The organism is Arthrobacter sp. GQ119, from assembly GCF_059759125.1.
This window is the reverse complement of sequence record NZ_JCAXEA010000003.1, coordinates 1-15,400: the sequence shown is the minus strand read 5'-3', so window position 1 is coordinate 15,400 and position 15,400 is coordinate 1. Positions and strand designations below refer to the sequence as shown.

The 15,400-nt window shown below is 66.6% G+C and carries 18 protein-coding genes; 13 read left to right on the top strand and 5 right to left on the bottom strand.

Annotation, left to right across the window (positions count from 1 at the left end):
* Position 1: 1 nt before the first annotated feature.
* The 13 genes from AC6CH3_RS03610 to AC6CH3_RS03550 all read left to right on the top strand — a co-directional run bounded on the left by AC6CH3_RS03610 (position 2) and on the right by AC6CH3_RS03550 (position 9,967).
* Entirely contained in the window at positions 2–244 is a 243-nt protein-coding gene (locus tag AC6CH3_RS03610) for an RNA-binding protein (RefSeq protein WP_400581538.1), read from the top strand.
* A 135-nt stretch (positions 245–379) separates the two neighbouring features.
* Positions 380–949 carry a ribosome maturation factor RimM gene (rimM, locus tag AC6CH3_RS03605; RefSeq protein WP_498131161.1) on the top strand — a complete coding sequence of 190 codons (570 nt, stop codon included), beginning with the start codon at positions 380–382 and terminating at the stop codon, positions 947–949.
* Position 950: 1 nt separating this feature from the next.
* A complete protein-coding gene (trmD, locus tag AC6CH3_RS03600) occupies positions 951–1,745 on the top strand; it encodes a tRNA (guanosine(37)-N1)-methyltransferase TrmD (protein WP_498131160.1) in 795 nt (264 codons plus the stop codon).
* 264 nt (positions 1,746–2,009) lie between these two features.
* Entirely contained in the window at positions 2,010–2,369 is a 360-nt protein-coding gene (rplS, locus tag AC6CH3_RS03595; RefSeq protein ID WP_003806064.1) for a 50S ribosomal protein L19, read from the top strand.
* Positions 2,370–2,453: 84 nt separating this feature from the next.
* Positions 2,454–3,134 carry a signal peptidase I gene (lepB, locus tag AC6CH3_RS03590; RefSeq protein WP_498131159.1) on the top strand — a complete coding sequence of 227 codons (681 nt, stop codon included), beginning with the start codon at positions 2,454–2,456 and terminating at the stop codon, positions 3,132–3,134.
* Entirely contained in the window at positions 3,135–3,929 is a 795-nt protein-coding gene (gene lepB, locus AC6CH3_RS03585) for a signal peptidase I (protein WP_498131158.1), read from the top strand.
* Between the two features lie 2 nt (positions 3,930–3,931).
* Entirely contained in the window at positions 3,932–4,603 is a 672-nt protein-coding gene (gene rnhB, locus AC6CH3_RS03580; RefSeq protein WP_498131157.1) for a ribonuclease HII, read from the top strand.
* Positions 4,604–4,670: 67 nt separating this feature from the next.
* Complete coding sequence (locus AC6CH3_RS03575; RefSeq protein ID WP_498131156.1) at positions 4,671–4,997, top strand: DUF2469 domain-containing protein; 327 nt, start codon at positions 4,671–4,673, stop codon at positions 4,995–4,997.
* Positions 4,998–5,103: 106 nt separating this feature from the next.
* Complete coding sequence (locus tag AC6CH3_RS03570) at positions 5,104–5,460, top strand: YraN family protein (protein WP_498131155.1); 357 nt, start codon at positions 5,104–5,106, stop codon at positions 5,458–5,460.
* Positions 5,460–7,004 (top strand): YifB family Mg chelatase-like AAA ATPase, encoded by a 1,545-nt coding sequence (locus AC6CH3_RS03565; protein ID WP_498131154.1) that lies wholly within the window; start codon positions 5,460–5,462, stop codon positions 7,002–7,004. The genes AC6CH3_RS03570 and AC6CH3_RS03565 overlap by 1 nt, the downstream gene beginning before the upstream one ends.
* Before the next feature lie 11 nt (positions 7,005–7,015).
* Complete coding sequence (gene dprA / locus AC6CH3_RS03560) at positions 7,016–8,197, top strand: DNA-processing protein DprA (protein ID WP_498131153.1); 1,182 nt, start codon at positions 7,016–7,018, stop codon at positions 8,195–8,197.
* A 91-nt stretch (positions 8,198–8,288) separates the two neighbouring features.
* Entirely contained in the window at positions 8,289–9,215 is a 927-nt protein-coding gene (locus AC6CH3_RS03555; protein WP_498131152.1) for a tyrosine recombinase XerC, read from the top strand.
* Positions 9,216–9,463: 248 nt separating this feature from the next.
* Positions 9,464–9,967 carry a DUF3145 domain-containing protein gene (locus tag AC6CH3_RS03550; protein WP_498131151.1) on the top strand — a complete coding sequence of 168 codons (504 nt, stop codon included), beginning with the start codon at positions 9,464–9,466 and terminating at the stop codon, positions 9,965–9,967.
* 71 nt (positions 9,968–10,038) lie between these two features.
* Here AC6CH3_RS03550 and AC6CH3_RS03545 read toward each other — a convergent pair whose 3' ends face one another.
* The 5 genes from AC6CH3_RS03545 to AC6CH3_RS03525 form a co-directional block, all read right to left on the bottom strand.
* Positions 10,039–11,274: a beta-ketoacyl-[acyl-carrier-protein] synthase family protein gene (locus AC6CH3_RS03545; RefSeq protein WP_498131150.1), complete on the bottom strand. Its 1,236-nt coding sequence runs from the start codon at positions 11,272–11,274 to the stop codon at positions 10,039–10,041.
* Between the two features lie 174 nt (positions 11,275–11,448).
* On the bottom strand, positions 11,449–11,694 hold the full coding sequence (locus tag AC6CH3_RS03540) for an acyl carrier protein (protein WP_400581526.1): 246 nt from the start codon (positions 11,692–11,694) through the stop codon (positions 11,449–11,451).
* A gap of 79 nt (positions 11,695–11,773) precedes the next feature.
* On the bottom strand, positions 11,774–12,862 hold the full coding sequence (locus AC6CH3_RS03535) for a beta-ketoacyl-ACP synthase III (protein ID WP_498131149.1): 1,089 nt from the start codon (positions 12,860–12,862) through the stop codon (positions 11,774–11,776).
* A complete protein-coding gene (locus AC6CH3_RS03530; protein WP_498131148.1) occupies positions 12,859–13,788 on the bottom strand; it encodes an ACP S-malonyltransferase in 930 nt (309 codons plus the stop codon). The genes AC6CH3_RS03535 and AC6CH3_RS03530 overlap by 4 nt, the downstream gene beginning before the upstream one ends.
* Positions 13,789–13,876: 88 nt before the next feature.
* Positions 13,877–15,121 carry a PucR family transcriptional regulator gene (locus tag AC6CH3_RS03525; protein WP_498131147.1) on the bottom strand — a complete coding sequence of 415 codons (1,245 nt, stop codon included), beginning with the start codon at positions 15,119–15,121 and terminating at the stop codon, positions 13,877–13,879.
* Positions 15,122–15,400: the final 279 nt, after the last annotated feature.

Genomic DNA, 15,400 nt, shown 5'->3' with positions numbered 1-15,400 from the left:
GTTGCTGGCAGAAGCGCTCGAACACCTTGTCCGCGGAATCGTTGACTCCCCTGAGGATGTCAAGGTCAGCACGAAGAGCAACCGCCGCGGGGATACCCTCGAGGTGCGCGTTCACCAGGAAGACCTGGGACGGGTAATCGGACGCCAGGGCCGCACCGCGCGCGCACTGCGAACTGTGGTGGCTGCGCTGGCAGATGGCGAGCAGGTCAGGGTCGACGTCGTCGATACCGACCGCCGCCGGTAACGCGCCTGCAACACTTGCCTTAAAGTCCGGCCCCTCCACCAGCAACGGTGGAGGGGCCGGACTGCTTTCACCGCCCGCCGGCCGGGCACGGCACAGCGCCAACTTTCAGAAACGCACTCCGGAACAGAGGAACACATGCAGCTTCAGGTGGCACGAATCGGCAAACCCCACGGAATCCGCGGCGAGGTGACAGTCCAGGTGCTCACCGATGCCCCCGGGGACCGGTTTGTCCCCGGAACCGAATTCGTGGTGGAACCGGCGTCGGCAGGCCCCCTGACCGTGCACAGTGCCCGCTGGAACAAGGACATCCTGCTCCTCGCCTTCGAGGAAATTGACACGCGGAACGAAGCCGAGACACTCCGAGGCGCCAAGCTGTTCATCGAAACTGAGGAACTCGACGAGGACGAGGACGAGGGCTGGTACGAACACGAGCTCGTCGGCCTCGAAGCCCGCGTGGGTACCCAGGTGGTGGGCAAGATCTCCGCCCTGAACACGATGCCCGTGCAGGATCTGCTTGTCGTGGAGACGCCGGACGGGAAGGAAATCCTGATCCCGTTCGTGGAACAGATCGTCCCGGAGGTCAACGTTGAGGAGGGCTACGTCCTGGTGACCCCGCCGGCCGGGCTGTTCGAGATCAACACCGAAGATGGCGGCGAGCAGGGCACGGACGACAGCGGCGAACCTGAGCCGGGGGCCAAAGCCTAAGATGCGCATCGACGTCGTCAGTATTTTCCCCGAGTACCTGGCACCGCTGGATCTGTCGCTGATCGGCAAGGCGCGCCAGGACGGCTTGCTGGACCTGAACGTCCACGACCTCCGGAGCTTCACCACTGACCGCCACCGGACGGTGGACGACACTCCGTACGGCGGTGGCGCCGGCATGGTCATGAAGGCGGAGCCGTGGGCGCAGGCGCTGGCGTCGGTGGCAGACGCGCGTCCGGCAGAGGCAGGCAAGCCGGTGCTGATCGTGCCGTCCCCTGCGGGGGAGCGGTTCAACCAGGCGCTGGCCTACGCGCTTGCCGAGGAGGACCATCTGGTCTTCGCCTGCGGCCGCTATGAAGGCATCGACGAGCGGGTCATCGAATGGGCGGCGGAGCACTTCACGGTGCGTCCGGTGAGCCTCGGCGACTATGTGCTCAACGGCGGCGAAGTTGCCGTCCTGGCCATGGTGGAGGCCATCGGCAGGCTGTTGCCGGGTGTGGTGGGCAACCCCGAGTCCCTGGTGGAGGAGTCGCACTCGGACGGCCTGCTCGAGTACCCCGTCTACACCAAGCCCTCCGTCTGGCGGGAACGGGAAGTTCCGGCGGTCCTGCTCAGCGGCAACCACGGAAAAATCGCGCAGTGGCGCCGCCGCGAGCAGTACCGGCGGACGGCGGAACGCCGCCCGGACCTGCTGGAGGCGTTCGACGCCGGAAATCTTCCCCGCGCGGACCGCACCGCTCTCGCGGACCTGGGGTACGACGTCGTCGACGGTCACCTGAAGCGGCGGCCGGACGCCTAGGCAGTTCCCGCGCCGCTGCTTCCCAGCGGCACGAAGCGTTCCAAAATTATCCAATTCGTGCCATATGGGGCATAATTAACCCTTGTGTCTGCTGGGCCCGCACCTGCCACAGGGGGAGCGCAGCCAACAGCAGGGCACCCCGGTACGGCCAATCAGTGGCGGTACCGGACAACAACACTTCGGCGGCAATTCCCGGACGTCTGTCCTGGCTTGGTCTCCGTGACCCAAAGTGAATGACCTGTGGCGTTCACCAGGAGTGGATCAATGCATATCCTCGATTCCGTAGATGCAGCCTCGCTGCGCACCGATGTTCCTGAGTTCCGCGCGGGTGACACCCTCAAGGTTCACGTAAACATCATCGAAGGCAAGAACTCCCGCGTCCAGGTGTTCCAGGGCTTCGTCCTGGGCCGCCAGGGTGACGGCATTCGCGAGACCTTCACCGTCCGCAAGGTTTCCTTCGGTGTCGGCGTAGAGCGTACCTTCCCGGTGCACTCCCCGATCATCGAAAAGATCGAGCTCGTCACCAAGGGTGACGTGCGCCGCGCCAAGCTTTACTACATGCGTGCACTGCGCGGTAAGGCTGCGAAGATCAAGGAAAAGCGCGACTTCAGCACCGCCAAGTAAGTCTTTCGGACTTTCACGGCGGGTCCCCGACCCGTGTCCGGCCAGCGCCGGAGCCATCCGCAACAGCGCCACAGGATACGGATCATGGACGACACGAAACGCCAGCCAGGGAAACCGGGCTGGCGTTTCGTGTTTCTGGCCTTCGCCCTGGCCGTCCTTCTCAGCGGACTGGTCCGTTCACTGTGGCTGGATGTCTACTTCATTCCCTCGGCGTCCATGGAACCGCTGTTCAGTACGGGCGACAGGATCCTGGTGTCCCGCACCGATTTTCAGTCCGAGCCGATCCGCCGCGGCGACGTCGTGGTGTTTGACGGCCGCGGTTCCTTCGCGCCGCTGCACTCCGGCGCGGGCCCGCTGCCGGAGGCGGTGGCCGCCGCCGGAAACTGGCTGGGCTTCACGGGCAGCGACACCACCTACGTGAAGCGCGTCATCGGGCTGCCAGGCGACAGCATCGTGTGCTGTGACGTCCAGCAGCGGCTCACAGTAAATGGCCAGCCGGCCGTGGAACCCTATATCCAAGCAGGAGATGCGCCCAGCGACCAGAAGTTCAGTGTGTCCGTGCCGGCTGGACGGCTCTGGCTGATGGGGGACCACCGCTCCGTATCGGCCGACTCCCGCAGCCTGCTGGGCGCGCCCGGCGGGGGCATGGTGCGCATGGACAAGGTAATCGGCCGGCCGGTACAGATCATCTGGCCGCTTGATAGATTTGCCTCAGTGGCACGGCCGCCGCAGGTGGCCACTACAACGACTAAGGACGGACAGTAAATGCCGGAGAACGATCCCGGGACTTCCGAGCCGCAGCAGGCCGCTGCCAGGCAGGGAAGGCATGCTTTGGGTGAGCCCGTTCCGGCTGCGCCTGCCGGCCGCCGCGTGAAGGAGCCCGCCCCGCAGCGCAACCCGTTCCTGCTGTGGCTGAAGGAGATCGCCACGGTGGTGGTCATCGCCGTCGTTCTATCCTTCCTCATCAAAACGTTCCTGTTCCGCGCGTTCTACATCCCGTCGGAGTCCATGGTCAGCACCCTGGACGTCAACGACCGCATCTTCGTCAACCTGCTGGTCCCGGAGCCGTTCGCCCTGGAGCGCGGCGACGTGGTGGTGTTCAGGGACACGAAGGGATGGCTGCCGCCGTCGCCGCAGAAAGTGGACGGCCCCTTCACCTGGGTCGAGGACGGCCTGACCTTCGTTGGCCTGCTTCCGGACAACTCAGAGCAGCATCTGGTGAAGCGCGTCATCGGCCTGCCCGGGGACCGCGTGTCCTGCTGCAGCCCCGACGGCAAAGTGACCGTCAACGGGGCCCCGCTGGATGAAAAGTACGTCAACCCTGCCGAGGTGCCGCTGGTGCGCGACTTCGACGTCGTGGTGCCGGCAGGCAAGGTCTGGGTCATGGGGGATAACCGCAACCATTCCGCCGACTCCCGGGCACACATGGATTCCAACGGCGGTTTCATTGATCTGGTCGACGTGGAGGGCAAGGCCACCGTCATCGCCTGGCCGCTGAACCGCTGGGCGGCACTGGACAACTATCCGGACGTCTTCAAGAGTGTCCCCTCGGAAGGCTAGCGATGTCCGTTGCACCCACCCTTGACTACGAGAAGCGCTTCCTTCCCCGGGGAGCGCGGTTCCTGGCCGGCGTCGATGAGGTGGGCCGCGGTGCCCTGGCCGGCCCCGTCAGTGTGGGGATTGCCGTGGTGGACCTGCGGAGGATGGAGCTGCTGGCGGATGTCCGGGACAGCAAGCTGCTGAAGCCCGCTGACCGCGAACGGCTGGACCCCCTGGTCAGGGCCTGGAGCGTTGCCTCAGCAGTTGGCCACGCCACTGCCCGGGAAATCGACGAGCTGGGCATCATGGGGGCGCTGAGGGCGGCAGGCAACCGTGCGTGGTTCGAAATCCTCGGCGCCGGAATCACGCCGGATGTGGTGCTGCTGGACGGCAGCCACAACTGGCTTTCGCCCGACGCCCAGCCGTCGCTGTTTGACGAGGTGGTGGTCGATCCGGGCTGCGAAGCGCCGGTGCACACGCTGGTCAAGGCGGACATGCAGTGCCTGAGTGTCGCCGCGGCGAGCGTTCTGGCCAAGGTGGAACGGGACCGCACCATGCAGGTGCTGCACGGTGAATACCCCGCCTTCGGCTGGGACGTCAACAAGGGGTATGGCACGGCGGCCCACCGGGAAGCCATCCGGGTCTCCGGCCCCAGCCCCTATCACCGCGTCAGCTGGAACCTGCTGTCCGAATAAGCTGCAGCCGCCCCGCTGCGCCTGTTCCGTGTGCGCAGGGGCCCGCTGCATGGTGCAAGATGGAACCATGAGTGCCGAGGATCTTGAAAACTACGAAACCGACATGGAGCTTCAGCTCTACCGTGAATACCGCGATGTCGTCGGGCTGTTCAGCTACGTGGTTGAGACCGAGCGCCGCTTTTACCTCGCCAACCACGTGGACCTGCAGGCGCGCAGCGCCGACGGCGAGGTCTACTTCGACCTCACACTCCAGGACGCCTGGGTCTGGGACGTGTACCGGTCCGCCCGGTTTGTGAAGAGCGTCCGCGTCATCACTTTCAAGGACGTCAACGTCGAGGAGCTCCCGCGCAACGAGGAGCTTGCCCTGCCCAAGGACTCCGGCCTGGGCAACTGATCGACTCCTCCTCCACAGCGGTCCGTTCGGCCGGTTTTCCCACATAGGGCGATAGGCGTCTGTTGGCGCCGACGCTGCCCCCGCAGTCTGGTTGCGGAGGTAGAAAATGAAAGCCAAAGACCTGCTGGGCCGGCGCGGGGAAGAGCTCGCGGCGGAATACCTGGAATCGCTGGGCATGCTCATCGTGGAGCGCAACTGGCGCTGCCCTGAAGGAGAGATCGACATTGTTGCGCTCGACGGCGACGCCCTCGTCATCGCCGAGGTGAAAACGCGGCGGTCCCTCGCCTATGGGCACCCCTTCGAAGCGGTGGGCACGGACAAGCTTGCACGGTTGCACCGGCTGGGAGCGGCCTGGTGCCGCGACCACGAGCTCCGGATGCCGCTGCGCCGCGTGGACGTGATTGCGGTGCTGGACGACGGCGTGTGCGAGCCGACCCTTGAGCACCTGCCGGGGGTGGGGTAATGGGCCTGGGAAGAACCTACTCCGTGGCCCTGGTGGGGCTAAACGGCTACATCGTGGAGGTCGAGGCCGACATCGGCCAGACATTGCCCGCCTTTGTGATCCTGGGGCTGCCTGACGCTTCTCTCAACGAGGCGAAGGAACGGATCCGTTCCGCCGCGCAGAACTCCGGAATCCCGCTGAGCCGGCGGAAAATCACCGCCAACCTCATTCCTGCGTCCTTGCCCAAACGGGGCTCGGGCTTCGACCTTGCCATCGCCATGGCAGCACTGTGTGCGGCCGATGACATCAGGACTACGGGCCGTACGGTATTTATCGCCGAGCTCGGCCTGGACGGGCGGCTGCGGCCCGTCCGCGGTGTCCTCCCTGCCGTGATGGCTGCGGTCCAGGCGGGCTATCAGGACGTCGTGGTGGCACAGGCGAACGCCGCCGAAGCCGCATTGGTGCCCGGCGCACGGGTCCAGGGCTACAGAACCCTCGCCCGGCTCGCCTTCGATTTCGGCGCGGACCCCCAGGAGCTGGCCCTTGATTTCGAACCGCAGGATGAGGGAGCGGGCGAAGAAACGGACGCTACGCCCGGCGCGGCCCCTGACATGTGCGATGTTGCCGGCCAGGGAGATGCACGCAGGGCCTTGGAAGTTGCCGCAGCGGGGGCCCATCATCTGCTCCTCACAGGACCGCCGGGTGCGGGAAAGACCATGTTGGCCGAACGGCTGCCCGGGCTGTTGCCCGATCTGGGCGACACCGCAGCCATGGAGGTGACAGCGATCCACTCGCTGTGTGCGCTGCCGTCGTCCTCGCTGCAGCTGGTCCGGCGCCCGCCCTTCGAGAATCCGCACCATACGGCGACGTCCGCCGCCATCATCGGCGGCGGCACGGGACTGCCGCGGCCCGGCGCCGCGTCACGCGCCCACCGCGGAATTTTGTTCCTCGACGAAGCTCCCGAATACGAACGGGGAGTGCTCGATGCCCTCCGGCAGCCGCTGGAGAGCGGAGAACTGGTGATTCACAGATCCGCGGGCACGGCAGCCTACCCTGCCCGGTTCCAGCTGGTCCTTGCGGCGAACCCGTGTCCCTGCGGGAAGGCATCGGGCAAGGGCATCGAATGCGTGTGCACCCCCATGATGCGCCGCCGGTATCTGGCGCGGATGTCCGGGCCGGTGCTTGACCGGGTCGACATCCAGCTGCAGGTCGAGCGGGTTTCACTGGCAGACTTTGGCCAGTCCGGCGGCGAGGAAGACACCGCGACAGTCGCCGGCAGGGTCGGGGCGGCCAGGCGCCGCCAGCTGCAGCGCCTTGGCCCTGCGGGCATGGAAACCAACTCGCAGGTCCCCGGAAGGATTCTGCGCGGGGAGTTCAGGCTCCCGCCCACCACCACGCGCATCCTGGACCAGTCCCTCGCTAGAGGAGTGCTCACAGCCCGCGGCTACGACCGCGTCCTGCGATTGGCGTGGACCCTGGCAGACCTTGCCGGCCGGGAACGCCCTGACCTCAATGACATCGGACAGGCTCTGGGCCTCCGGCAGGCTGCTTCGGCCGCCGCGTGAAAGGGAGCGACATGCAGAACGAGAGACTCGCGCGGGCCGCCCTGTCCCGGCTCATGGAGCCTCAGGACTCGGCAGGACTGGCTCTGGTGCAGGTGGCGGGGGCTCTGGACGCGCTGGGCATTGCCACCGGGCAGTTGAGCTATGGCCCCGCGCTGGAACGGGAACTCACGGGCGTACTGGCGGAACACAGTTCGGGGGCCTCCTGGGCGGGATTGGGTGCAGCTCTCAAGCGCTGGGCGCCAAGGGTCCCGGACCTCGCCCCTGAACGGGACTTGGCCACCATGCACCGGCTTGGCGGCCGGGTGATCATTCCGGGAGACGATCTGTGGCCCCGCCAGCTGGTCGATCTCGGCATCCACGAACCGATCTGCCTGTGGTGGCGTGGAGTCGAGCAGGAGCTTCCTGCTGCACCGAAGTCGATTGCACTGGTCGGTTCCCGTGACAGCACGAGCTATGGCGCGGCAGTGACCGGCGACCTTGCATACTCCCTGGCGCAGCGGGGCTTCACGGTGGTTTCGGGAGGCGCCTACGGCATCGATGCGCATGCCCACCGCGCCGCCTTGGCCGGCAGTTCGGAATCCATGCCGACAATCGCCGTGATGGCCGGGGGAGTTGACCGCTTCTATCCCTCGGGGAATGAGGACCTGCTGCGGGCCGTCGCGAACCAGGGCGCAGTCCTCGCCGAGGTGCCGCCAGGATCGGCGCCTACACGCTACCGCTTTCTGCAGCGCAACAGGATCATCGCGGCCCTCGCGTCGGTGACGGTTGTTGTCGAGGCCAGATGGCGGTCCGGAGCGCTGAATACGGCGCACCACGCGGAGTCCCTGGGCAGGGCTGTGGGCGCAGTGCCTGGATCCATCCACAGCGCCAACTCGGCCGGATGCCACCGGCTCCTGCGTGACGGCGGCGCGGTATGTGTGACGGATGCCGGCGAGGTTGCCGAGCTCGCGGCGCCCAGCGGCGACTTCATGCCTGATCCACGCGGCGGAAGTGCCGTCCATGACGGACTCACGCTGGAGGATCTGATCCTGCTGGATGCCCTGCCGCTGCGGTCCACCAGTTCAGTGGAAAAACTCTGCACCGTGGCCGGACTTGGCCCCGAGTCTGTGCGGGCGGGGCTCGGACGGCTAGGGCTCCTGGGACTTGCCGAATCCCACAACGGCGGCTGGAAGCGGTCTAAGCATGCCGGCTGACGGGCGTACGTGGCGGCATGCCGGGGAACGCCACGCGGCGGCTCGCCGCGGGGTTCCTTGACGGCACGCCGATTGCTGGGAAAGTGAGAGCGTGGAGAAAGTGGAACTGCCGCCGGCGCTGGCGGAGGCGGTCGGCAGCTTCGGCCGGTACCTGACCGGCGAACGGGCCCGCTCGGAGCACACCGTACGTGCCTACCTCTCCGACGTCGGAAGCCTGCTGGAACACGCCGCAGGGGAGGGAATCCGCGACCTCGGAGAGATTGAGCTCGGGACGCTCAGACGATGGCTGGGCGCACAGAGTGACGCCGGCATCTCCCGCTCCACCCTGGCCCGCCGGTCGGCCACTGCCCGGACCTTCACCGCCTGGGCGCTCCGGGAAGAGATGATTGACACGGATCCGGCCCTGCGCCTGAAGGCACCAAAGGTTGAAGGCTCGCTGCCGGGCGTGCTGCAGCAACAGCAACTCACCCGGCTGCTCACGGAACTCAACGAGGCGGCGCAGGACGGCGCGCCGATGGCGCTGCGGAACAGGGCAATGGTCGAACTGCTCTATGCCACCGGCCTGCGCGTCGGGGAACTGGCCGGTCTTGACGTCGATGACCTCGACCCCGATCGCAGAACCCTCCGTGTCCTCGGCAAGGGTAACAAGGAACGGACGGTTCCCTACGGACTGCCGGCCGCGCTCGCCGTCGACGATTGGCTGCGCCGCGGCCGCCCCAAGCTCGCATCGGCAGGCAGCGGGCCTGCCCTGTTCCTGGGGGTGCGGGGCCGCCGTGTGGACCAGCGCCAGGTGCGGAGCGTCGTCAACGGCCTCTTCGAAGCGTTGGGGGACACCGCAGCCACCGGTCCCCATGCGCTGCGCCACTCGGCGGCCACGCACTTGCTCGACGGAGGGGCCGACCTTCGCGCGGTCCAGGAGATTCTGGGGCACAGCAGCCTTGCCACCACCCAGATCTACACCCACGTCTCGGTTGACCGTCTCCGCAAAAGCTACCAGCAGGCCCACCCGAGGGCGTAAGGCCCAGGCCGTCCCCGGCGAGCCCTGACGGCGCGCCGAATCCCACTGGCGTAATTACGCGGGGTACGGCACAATAAGAGCCAAGTCCGGCAACTTTCAAGTTGTGCTTTAAGCCTTTGGCCATCTTGCAAGCCCGGCAACAGTTTCATAGATTGGCAGGAGTTCGAGGCACCACGCGGCGCCGAAGCACCAGATATCCATCCATGCAGGTCGTTGGGGAAGACGTACCTACAGCTATGGAGGATGGAATGTCTGTTGTAATGACCCGCGGTGTGCTCTTCATTCACTCGGCGCCTACCGCACTGTGCCCTCATGTCGAGTGGGCCATCGGATCTGTCGTGGACAAGCGGACAGATCTTGAGTGGACCCCTCAGCCTGCCGCGCCCGGAATGTTCCGTTCGGAGCTCTCCTGGGCCGGAGTGCAGGGGACAGGTGCGCAGCTGGCGTCTGCCCTCCGGGGCTGGGCACATTTGCGCTTCGAGGTGACAGAGGAACCCAGCCAGGGCGTGGACGGCGGCCGCTGGTCCCACACGCCCGAGCTGGGAATTTTCCATGCCGTGACGGATGTTCACGGGAACATCATGGTCTCCGAGGACCGCATCCGCTACGCCTATGAGTCCGGTGCGGGCGATCCGTCCGCCGTCTACCACGAGCTCTCCCTTGCCCTCGGCGAGGCCTGGGATGAGGAGCTGGAGCCTTTCCGGCATGCGGCCGAGGGCGCACCCGTCCGCTGGCTGCACCAGGTGGGCTGACCCGCCGATCCCCATAGCAACGAAAGAAGCCCCCGCCAACCGGCGGGGGCTTCTTCGCTATGCATCAGTGATCACACGCTGCGGACGGCGATGACGGCGTTGTGGCCGCCGAAGCCGAACGAGTTGCTCAGTGCCACGATGTCTCCGGCGGGCAGGTCGCGGGCGGAGGTGACGACGTCGAGCGGGATCTCCGGATCCTGGTTCTCAAGGTTGATCGTCAGGGGGGCCTTGCGCTCGTGCACGGCCAGCACGGTGAGGACAGCCTCCACGGCGCCGGAAGCGCCCAGCAGGTGGCCCATCTGCGACTTGGTGGCGGATACGGCCACGTTGTCGACCTGCCCGCCCAGGGCGGCCTTCAGCGCGGTGTATTCCGGCTTGTCGCCCACGGGTGTGGACGTTGCGTGCGCGTTGACGTGGACAACGTCCTCGGCCTGGATGCGGCCGTCAAACATGGCTGCCTTGAGAGCGCGGGTGGCGCCCAGGCCCTGCGGGTCCGGAGCTGTGATGTGGTAGGCGTCAGCCGTCACGGACGTGCCGGCCAGTTCGCCGTAGATCCGGGCACCGCGGGCAAGGGCGTGCTCTTCGGCCTCGAGGACGAGGGCTCCGGCGCCTTCACCCATGACGAAGCCGTCGCGGCCGAGGTCGTAGGGCCGGGAGGCGCCCTCGGGATCGTCGTTGCGGCGGGAGAGGGCCTGCATGGAGGCGAACGCGGCCAGCGGCATCGGGTGGATGGCGGCTTCGGCGCCGCCGCACATCACGATGTCGGCCTTGCCGGAGCGGATCAGGTCCAGGCCCAGGTGCAAGGCCTCGGTGCCGGAGGCACAGGCCGAGACGGGCGTGTGGGCGCCTGCCCGGGCGCCGAGGTCAAGGCTGACCGCTGCGGCCACACCGTTGGGCATGAGCATGGGGACCGTCATGGGCAGGACCCGGCGGGGGCCCTTCTCCTTCAGGGTGTCCCAGGCGTCCAGGAGGGTCCAGACGCCGCCGATGCCGGTGGCAAAGGCCACGGCCAGGCGGTCCTGGTCGAATTCCGTGATGCCGGAGTCAGCCCAGGCTTCGCGGGCAGCGATAACGCCGAACTGGGTCGAGGGGTCCATGCGCTTGGCTTCAACGCGGCTCAGGACGTCAAGGGCGGGCGTGGAGCACCGGGCGGCGAAGTGAACGGGAAGCTCGTACTTGGCGACCCAGTCGTCCTCCAGCGTGCGGGCGCCGGAAACCCCCTTCAGCGCGTTCTGCCACATTGTGGGTACGTCGCCGCCGATGGGCGTGGTGGCACCCAGACCGGTAATGACTACTTTGCGTGTCATGGGATCACTCTCTGTCGGTGCGCGAGCCTGTCCCGTGCTTCGTGGCCGGACGGCCTGCATCGGTGGCGTGCGAGGGGAGTTCGAAAATCTGTGGTGGTGCATCGGCTGGCCGGCCACAGCAGTGAAATGCGGGCCGGCCAGCCGGGTTTCAGCCGCTCTGCGGCTGGGGCCTGCTTAGGCCTGGGCGTTGGAGATGAAGTCCACGGCGTCGCCGACGGTCTTGAGGTTCTTGACCTCTTCGTCGGGGATACGCACGCCGAACTTCTCCTCGGCGTTAACGACGATGGTCATCATGGAGATGGAATCGATGTCCAGGTCCTCGGTGAAGGACTTGTCCATCTCGACAGCCTCGGGGGCCAGACCGGTCTCTTCGTTGACGATTTCAGCCAGTCCGGCCAGGATCTCTTCGTTGCTAGCCATTGATGGCTCCTTTTCTTGTTATTGCCGGCATGGGCTGCCGGAAACGGGGCAAACCGCGGTTGCGGTTTGGTGGGGATTCCTACGGAAGGACTACAACCTGGGCGCCGAAAACCAGGCCCGCGCCGAAGCCGATCTGCAGCGCGAGGCCGCCGCTCAGCGCGGGGTGTTCCTGCAGCAGCCGATGCGTGGCAAGCGGGATGGACGCCGCCGATGTGTTGCCGGCGTCCGCGATATCGCGCGCCACCGTGACGGTCTCGGGCAGCTTCAGCTTCTTGACCATTTCGTCGATAATGCGCATGTTGGCCTGGTGGGGAATGAACGCCACGAGGTCCTCGGCCTGGACACCTGCGGCATCGAGCGCCTGCTGTGCCACCTTCGCCATCTCCCAGACGGCCCAGCGGAAGACGGTCTGGCCGTCCTGGCGCAGGGTGGGCCAGAGGGCGGCGTCGGTGACGGACGCTTCGTCCGCGCTGAGGGGGCTGCCTTGCGGTGAGCCTGCATGGACGAGTGACCCGGAGTGCGCCGCGGAGTACTCGCGAACATCGAGCAGGGAGTGGGTCATGCCGATCGCATCCCATTTGCTGCCGTCGGAACCCCAGACGGACGGGCCGATGCCCGGCGTCTCCGACGGGCCGATGACCACGGCGCCGGCGCCGTCGCCCAGCAGGAACGAGATGGTGCGTTCGCTGTTGTCGATGACGTCGGACAGTTTCTCGGCCCCGACGACGAGCACGTACTCGGCGGTGCCGGAGCGGACCAGTGCATCGCCTTGGGCAATGCCATAGCAGTACCCTGCGCAGGCGGCCGAGATGTCGAATGCGGGTGCGGGCGTTGCGCCGAGCCGGTCGGCAAGGCTTGCGGCCGCGGACGGCGTGGCGTAGGGGTGCGTCACGGTGGACACAATGACGGCTCCGAGCTGGGAGGCCTCGATGCCGGCCTTTGAGAGGGCCTCGCGCGCGGCGCCTTCCGCCATGTCAATCACGCTGACGTCGGCAGGGGCGCGGTGGCGGGTGATGATTCCCGTGCGCTGCCGGATCCACTCGTCGGAGGAGTCAATCCACTGGCAGACGTCCTCGTTCGTCACCACCACGTCGGGACGGTAGGCTCCGACGCCGAGGATCCGGGTGTGCTCGTTGATGGGTGCCTGCTTTAGCGTGGGAACACTCATGCCTGTCCCTCCAGTTCAGCGAACAATGCAAGGGCTGCGGACAGGTCTTCGGGGGTCTTCACTGCCACGGTCTTGACGCCGGGCATCCCGCGCTTGGCGAGGCCCGCCAGCGTGCCGGCGGGTGCCAGCTCAATGACGCCGGTGACCCCGCGCTGCACGAGGGATTCCATGCAGAGGTCCCAGCGGACGGGACGGGACACCTGGGCGATCAGGCTGTCGACGGCGGCAGCGCCGTCCGTGACTTCCTGGCCGTCGAAGTTGGACAGCAGGGGAACAGCGGGCGCCTGGGGCTGCAGCTCAGGGCGCAGGGCTTCGAGCGCGCTTACGGCAGGTGCCATGTGCGAGGTGTGGAATGCCCCGGCCACCTTGAGCGGAATCACCCGGGCTTTTGCCGGCGGGTTCTCCGCCAGGGCCTTGAGCTGCTCGAAGGTGCCGGCGGCGACGGTCTGGCCCGCACCGTTCACGTTGGCGGGGGTGGCGCCGGCGGCCTCAATGGCGGCCAGCACCTCGGCGGGGTCGCCGCCAACTACGGCGCTCATGCCGGTGGGCGTGACGGCAGCGGCCGCGGCCATGCTGTTGGCGCGTTCGCGGACGAAAGTCATGGCTTCTTTTTCCGTGAGCACCCCGGCCAGTGCCGAGGCCGTGATCTCGCCCACCGAGTGTCCGGCCAGGATGACCGGCAGGGTGCTGAGTTCGACATCAAACAGTGACTTTGCCGCCACGAGTCCGGCAGCGACGATCAGGGGCTGCGCAACGGCGGTGTCCTTGATGGTCTCCTCATCCGAGGTTGTCCCATGCGCAGTGAGGTCAATGCCTGCGATTTCGCTGAGGGAGGCCAGATGGCCTGCTACGGAAGGCAGTTCCAGCCAAGGGGCCAAGAAACCGGGGGTCTGTGAGCCCTGTCCAGGGCAGACGATTGCAAGCACGTAACCAGCTTTCCAAATTACCGCGTGAACCAAGGGTGTTTGCGTACACCAAGCTCACTGGGTCAGTTTGTAGGAAGTCTACAACGGTTCAGCTCTGGTTCCGCCCAGGCTGGCGTTCTACGGCGGCCTTCGGCGGGGTCGAAAGCCGGCCCACTACCAGGGCGGCCTGCAGCACGAAGGCCTCCCGCGGGAGCAGCGGATCCCAGCCTGTCACGTCACAAACCCGCTTGAGCCGGTAACGGACGGTATTGGCGTGGACGAAAAGTTCCCGGGCTGTTGCCTCCAGCGAATGCCCCAGTTCCAGGTAGGTGCCCAGCGTTTCCACAAGCCCGTTGGACGCGGCCAGGAGGGGCCGGTAGATGTTTTTGACGAGTGACCGGCGCGCCGCATCGTCCCCGGAGATCACCCGCTCGGGAAGCAGGTCGTCGGCCGCTACCGGCCGCGGGGCGGACGGCCAGGCCCGTGCGGCGGTGAGCCCGGCGAAGGCCGACTGGGCAGAGCCGCTGGCCTCCAGCAGGGAACTCGCCTCTGCGCCGTATACGACGGGGCCCGGCGCGAACATTTCGCTCAGTTTAAGATACGCCGTTTCGCGGTCATGGACGCCGCCGAGGATCAGGATGAGACGGTCGCCCTGGATCCCGACGAGGGCGTCCTCCGCGTACCGGCCGGCGGTGCGGCGCAGTTCACTGACATAGCTGGCGCTGGGTTCCGACGGCGAATTTCCGACCATCACCGTGAATCTCTCCTGGGCTTTCCAGCCGAGGGCAGCGATTCTGGACCGCAGCGCGTCGGTGTTTTCACCGCGCAGGATGGCGTCCACGATCAAGGCTTCCAACCGGGTGTCCCATGATCCCCGCGACTCGGCGGCCCTCGCGTAGACATCCGCGGCAGCAAAGGCCACCTCGCGTGAATACCTCAACACTGCTTCGCGCAGTGACGGCTGGTCGGCCTCCGGCGCGATCACGGGCACCTGTTCCTCAACCACTTCAACGACGATCCGGATCAGCTGGAGGGCCTTTTGGAGGCTGATGGACCGGGTGAGTTCCGTGGGGGCCGTACCGAAAACATCGGTGAGGATCCATGAGGGGGAGCTGGGACGCTCGTACCAGGTAACGAAGGCGGCGATTCCGTTTTGGGCCACAAGCCCCAGCGCCGAGCGCTCATCAGAACTGAGTCGCGTATACCAGGGCAGGGACTTTTCCAGCTGGCGCATGGTGGTGGTGGACAACTGGCCAACACTCGCCCTGAGCTTCTTCAGGGTCTCTGACTTCTCCGGTGTGACGCTGCGCGACACCGGTTTACGCTTTTCGGGGGTGGGGGTTGGCTGGGGCATGCATCGAGCATACGGTGCCTAACCTGCAAGCTCCATTTTGTACAAAGGCTACAACTGCGGTTGCGCTGCATCACAGCACCACAAAAGCACCGAACGACGACGGCGGCCCCCACCTTTCGGTGAGGGCCGCCGTCGTGCGTGTGCCGGGCGAGTCAGGACTCGCCGCCCGCGTTGCCGGTGGTGCCGGCGTTGACGTTGTGCAGGCGGTACTTCTCGATGGCCTGCGCAGGTGCCTGGGCGTCAACCTCACCGCGGCGGGCCAGCATCTCCAGCGAACGG

What these genes read in the sequence shown, in the direction of transcription:
- rimM (WP_498131161.1), top strand. Translation starts at nt 380, where the DNA reads ATGCAGCTTCAGGTGGCACGAATCGGCAAACCCCACGGAATCCGCGGC.
- trmD (WP_498131160.1), top strand. Translation starts at nt 951, where the DNA reads ATGCGCATCGACGTCGTCAGTATTTTCCCCGAGTACCTGGCACCGCTG.
- rplS (WP_003806064.1), top strand. Translation starts at nt 2,010, where the DNA reads ATGCATATCCTCGATTCCGTAGATGCAGCCTCGCTGCGCACCGATGTT.
- lepB (WP_498131159.1), top strand. Translation starts at nt 2,454, where the DNA reads ATGGACGACACGAAACGCCAGCCAGGGAAACCGGGCTGGCGTTTCGTG.
- lepB (WP_498131158.1), top strand. Translation starts at nt 3,135, where the DNA reads ATGCCGGAGAACGATCCCGGGACTTCCGAGCCGCAGCAGGCCGCTGCC.
- rnhB (WP_498131157.1), top strand. Translation starts at nt 3,932, where the DNA reads ATGTCCGTTGCACCCACCCTTGACTACGAGAAGCGCTTCCTTCCCCGG.
- AC6CH3_RS03575 (WP_498131156.1), top strand. Translation starts at nt 4,671, where the DNA reads ATGAGTGCCGAGGATCTTGAAAACTACGAAACCGACATGGAGCTTCAG.
- AC6CH3_RS03570 (WP_498131155.1), top strand. Translation starts at nt 5,104, where the DNA reads ATGAAAGCCAAAGACCTGCTGGGCCGGCGCGGGGAAGAGCTCGCGGCG.
- AC6CH3_RS03565 (WP_498131154.1), top strand. Translation starts at nt 5,460, where the DNA reads ATGGGCCTGGGAAGAACCTACTCCGTGGCCCTGGTGGGGCTAAACGGC.
- dprA (WP_498131153.1), top strand. Translation starts at nt 7,016, where the DNA reads ATGCAGAACGAGAGACTCGCGCGGGCCGCCCTGTCCCGGCTCATGGAG.
- AC6CH3_RS03550 (WP_498131151.1), top strand. Translation starts at nt 9,464, where the DNA reads ATGTCTGTTGTAATGACCCGCGGTGTGCTCTTCATTCACTCGGCGCCT.
- AC6CH3_RS03545 (WP_498131150.1), bottom strand. Translation starts at nt 11,274, where the DNA reads ATGACACGCAAAGTAGTCATTACCGGTCTGGGTGCCACCACGCCCATC.
- AC6CH3_RS03540 (WP_400581526.1), bottom strand. Translation starts at nt 11,694, where the DNA reads ATGGCTAGCAACGAAGAGATCCTGGCCGGACTGGCTGAAATCGTCAAC.
- AC6CH3_RS03535 (WP_498131149.1), bottom strand. Translation starts at nt 12,862, where the DNA reads ATGAGTGTTCCCACGCTAAAGCAGGCACCCATCAACGAGCACACCCGG.
- AC6CH3_RS03525 (WP_498131147.1), bottom strand. Translation starts at nt 15,121, where the DNA reads ATGCCCCAGCCAACCCCCACCCCCGAAAAGCGTAAACCGGTGTCGCGC.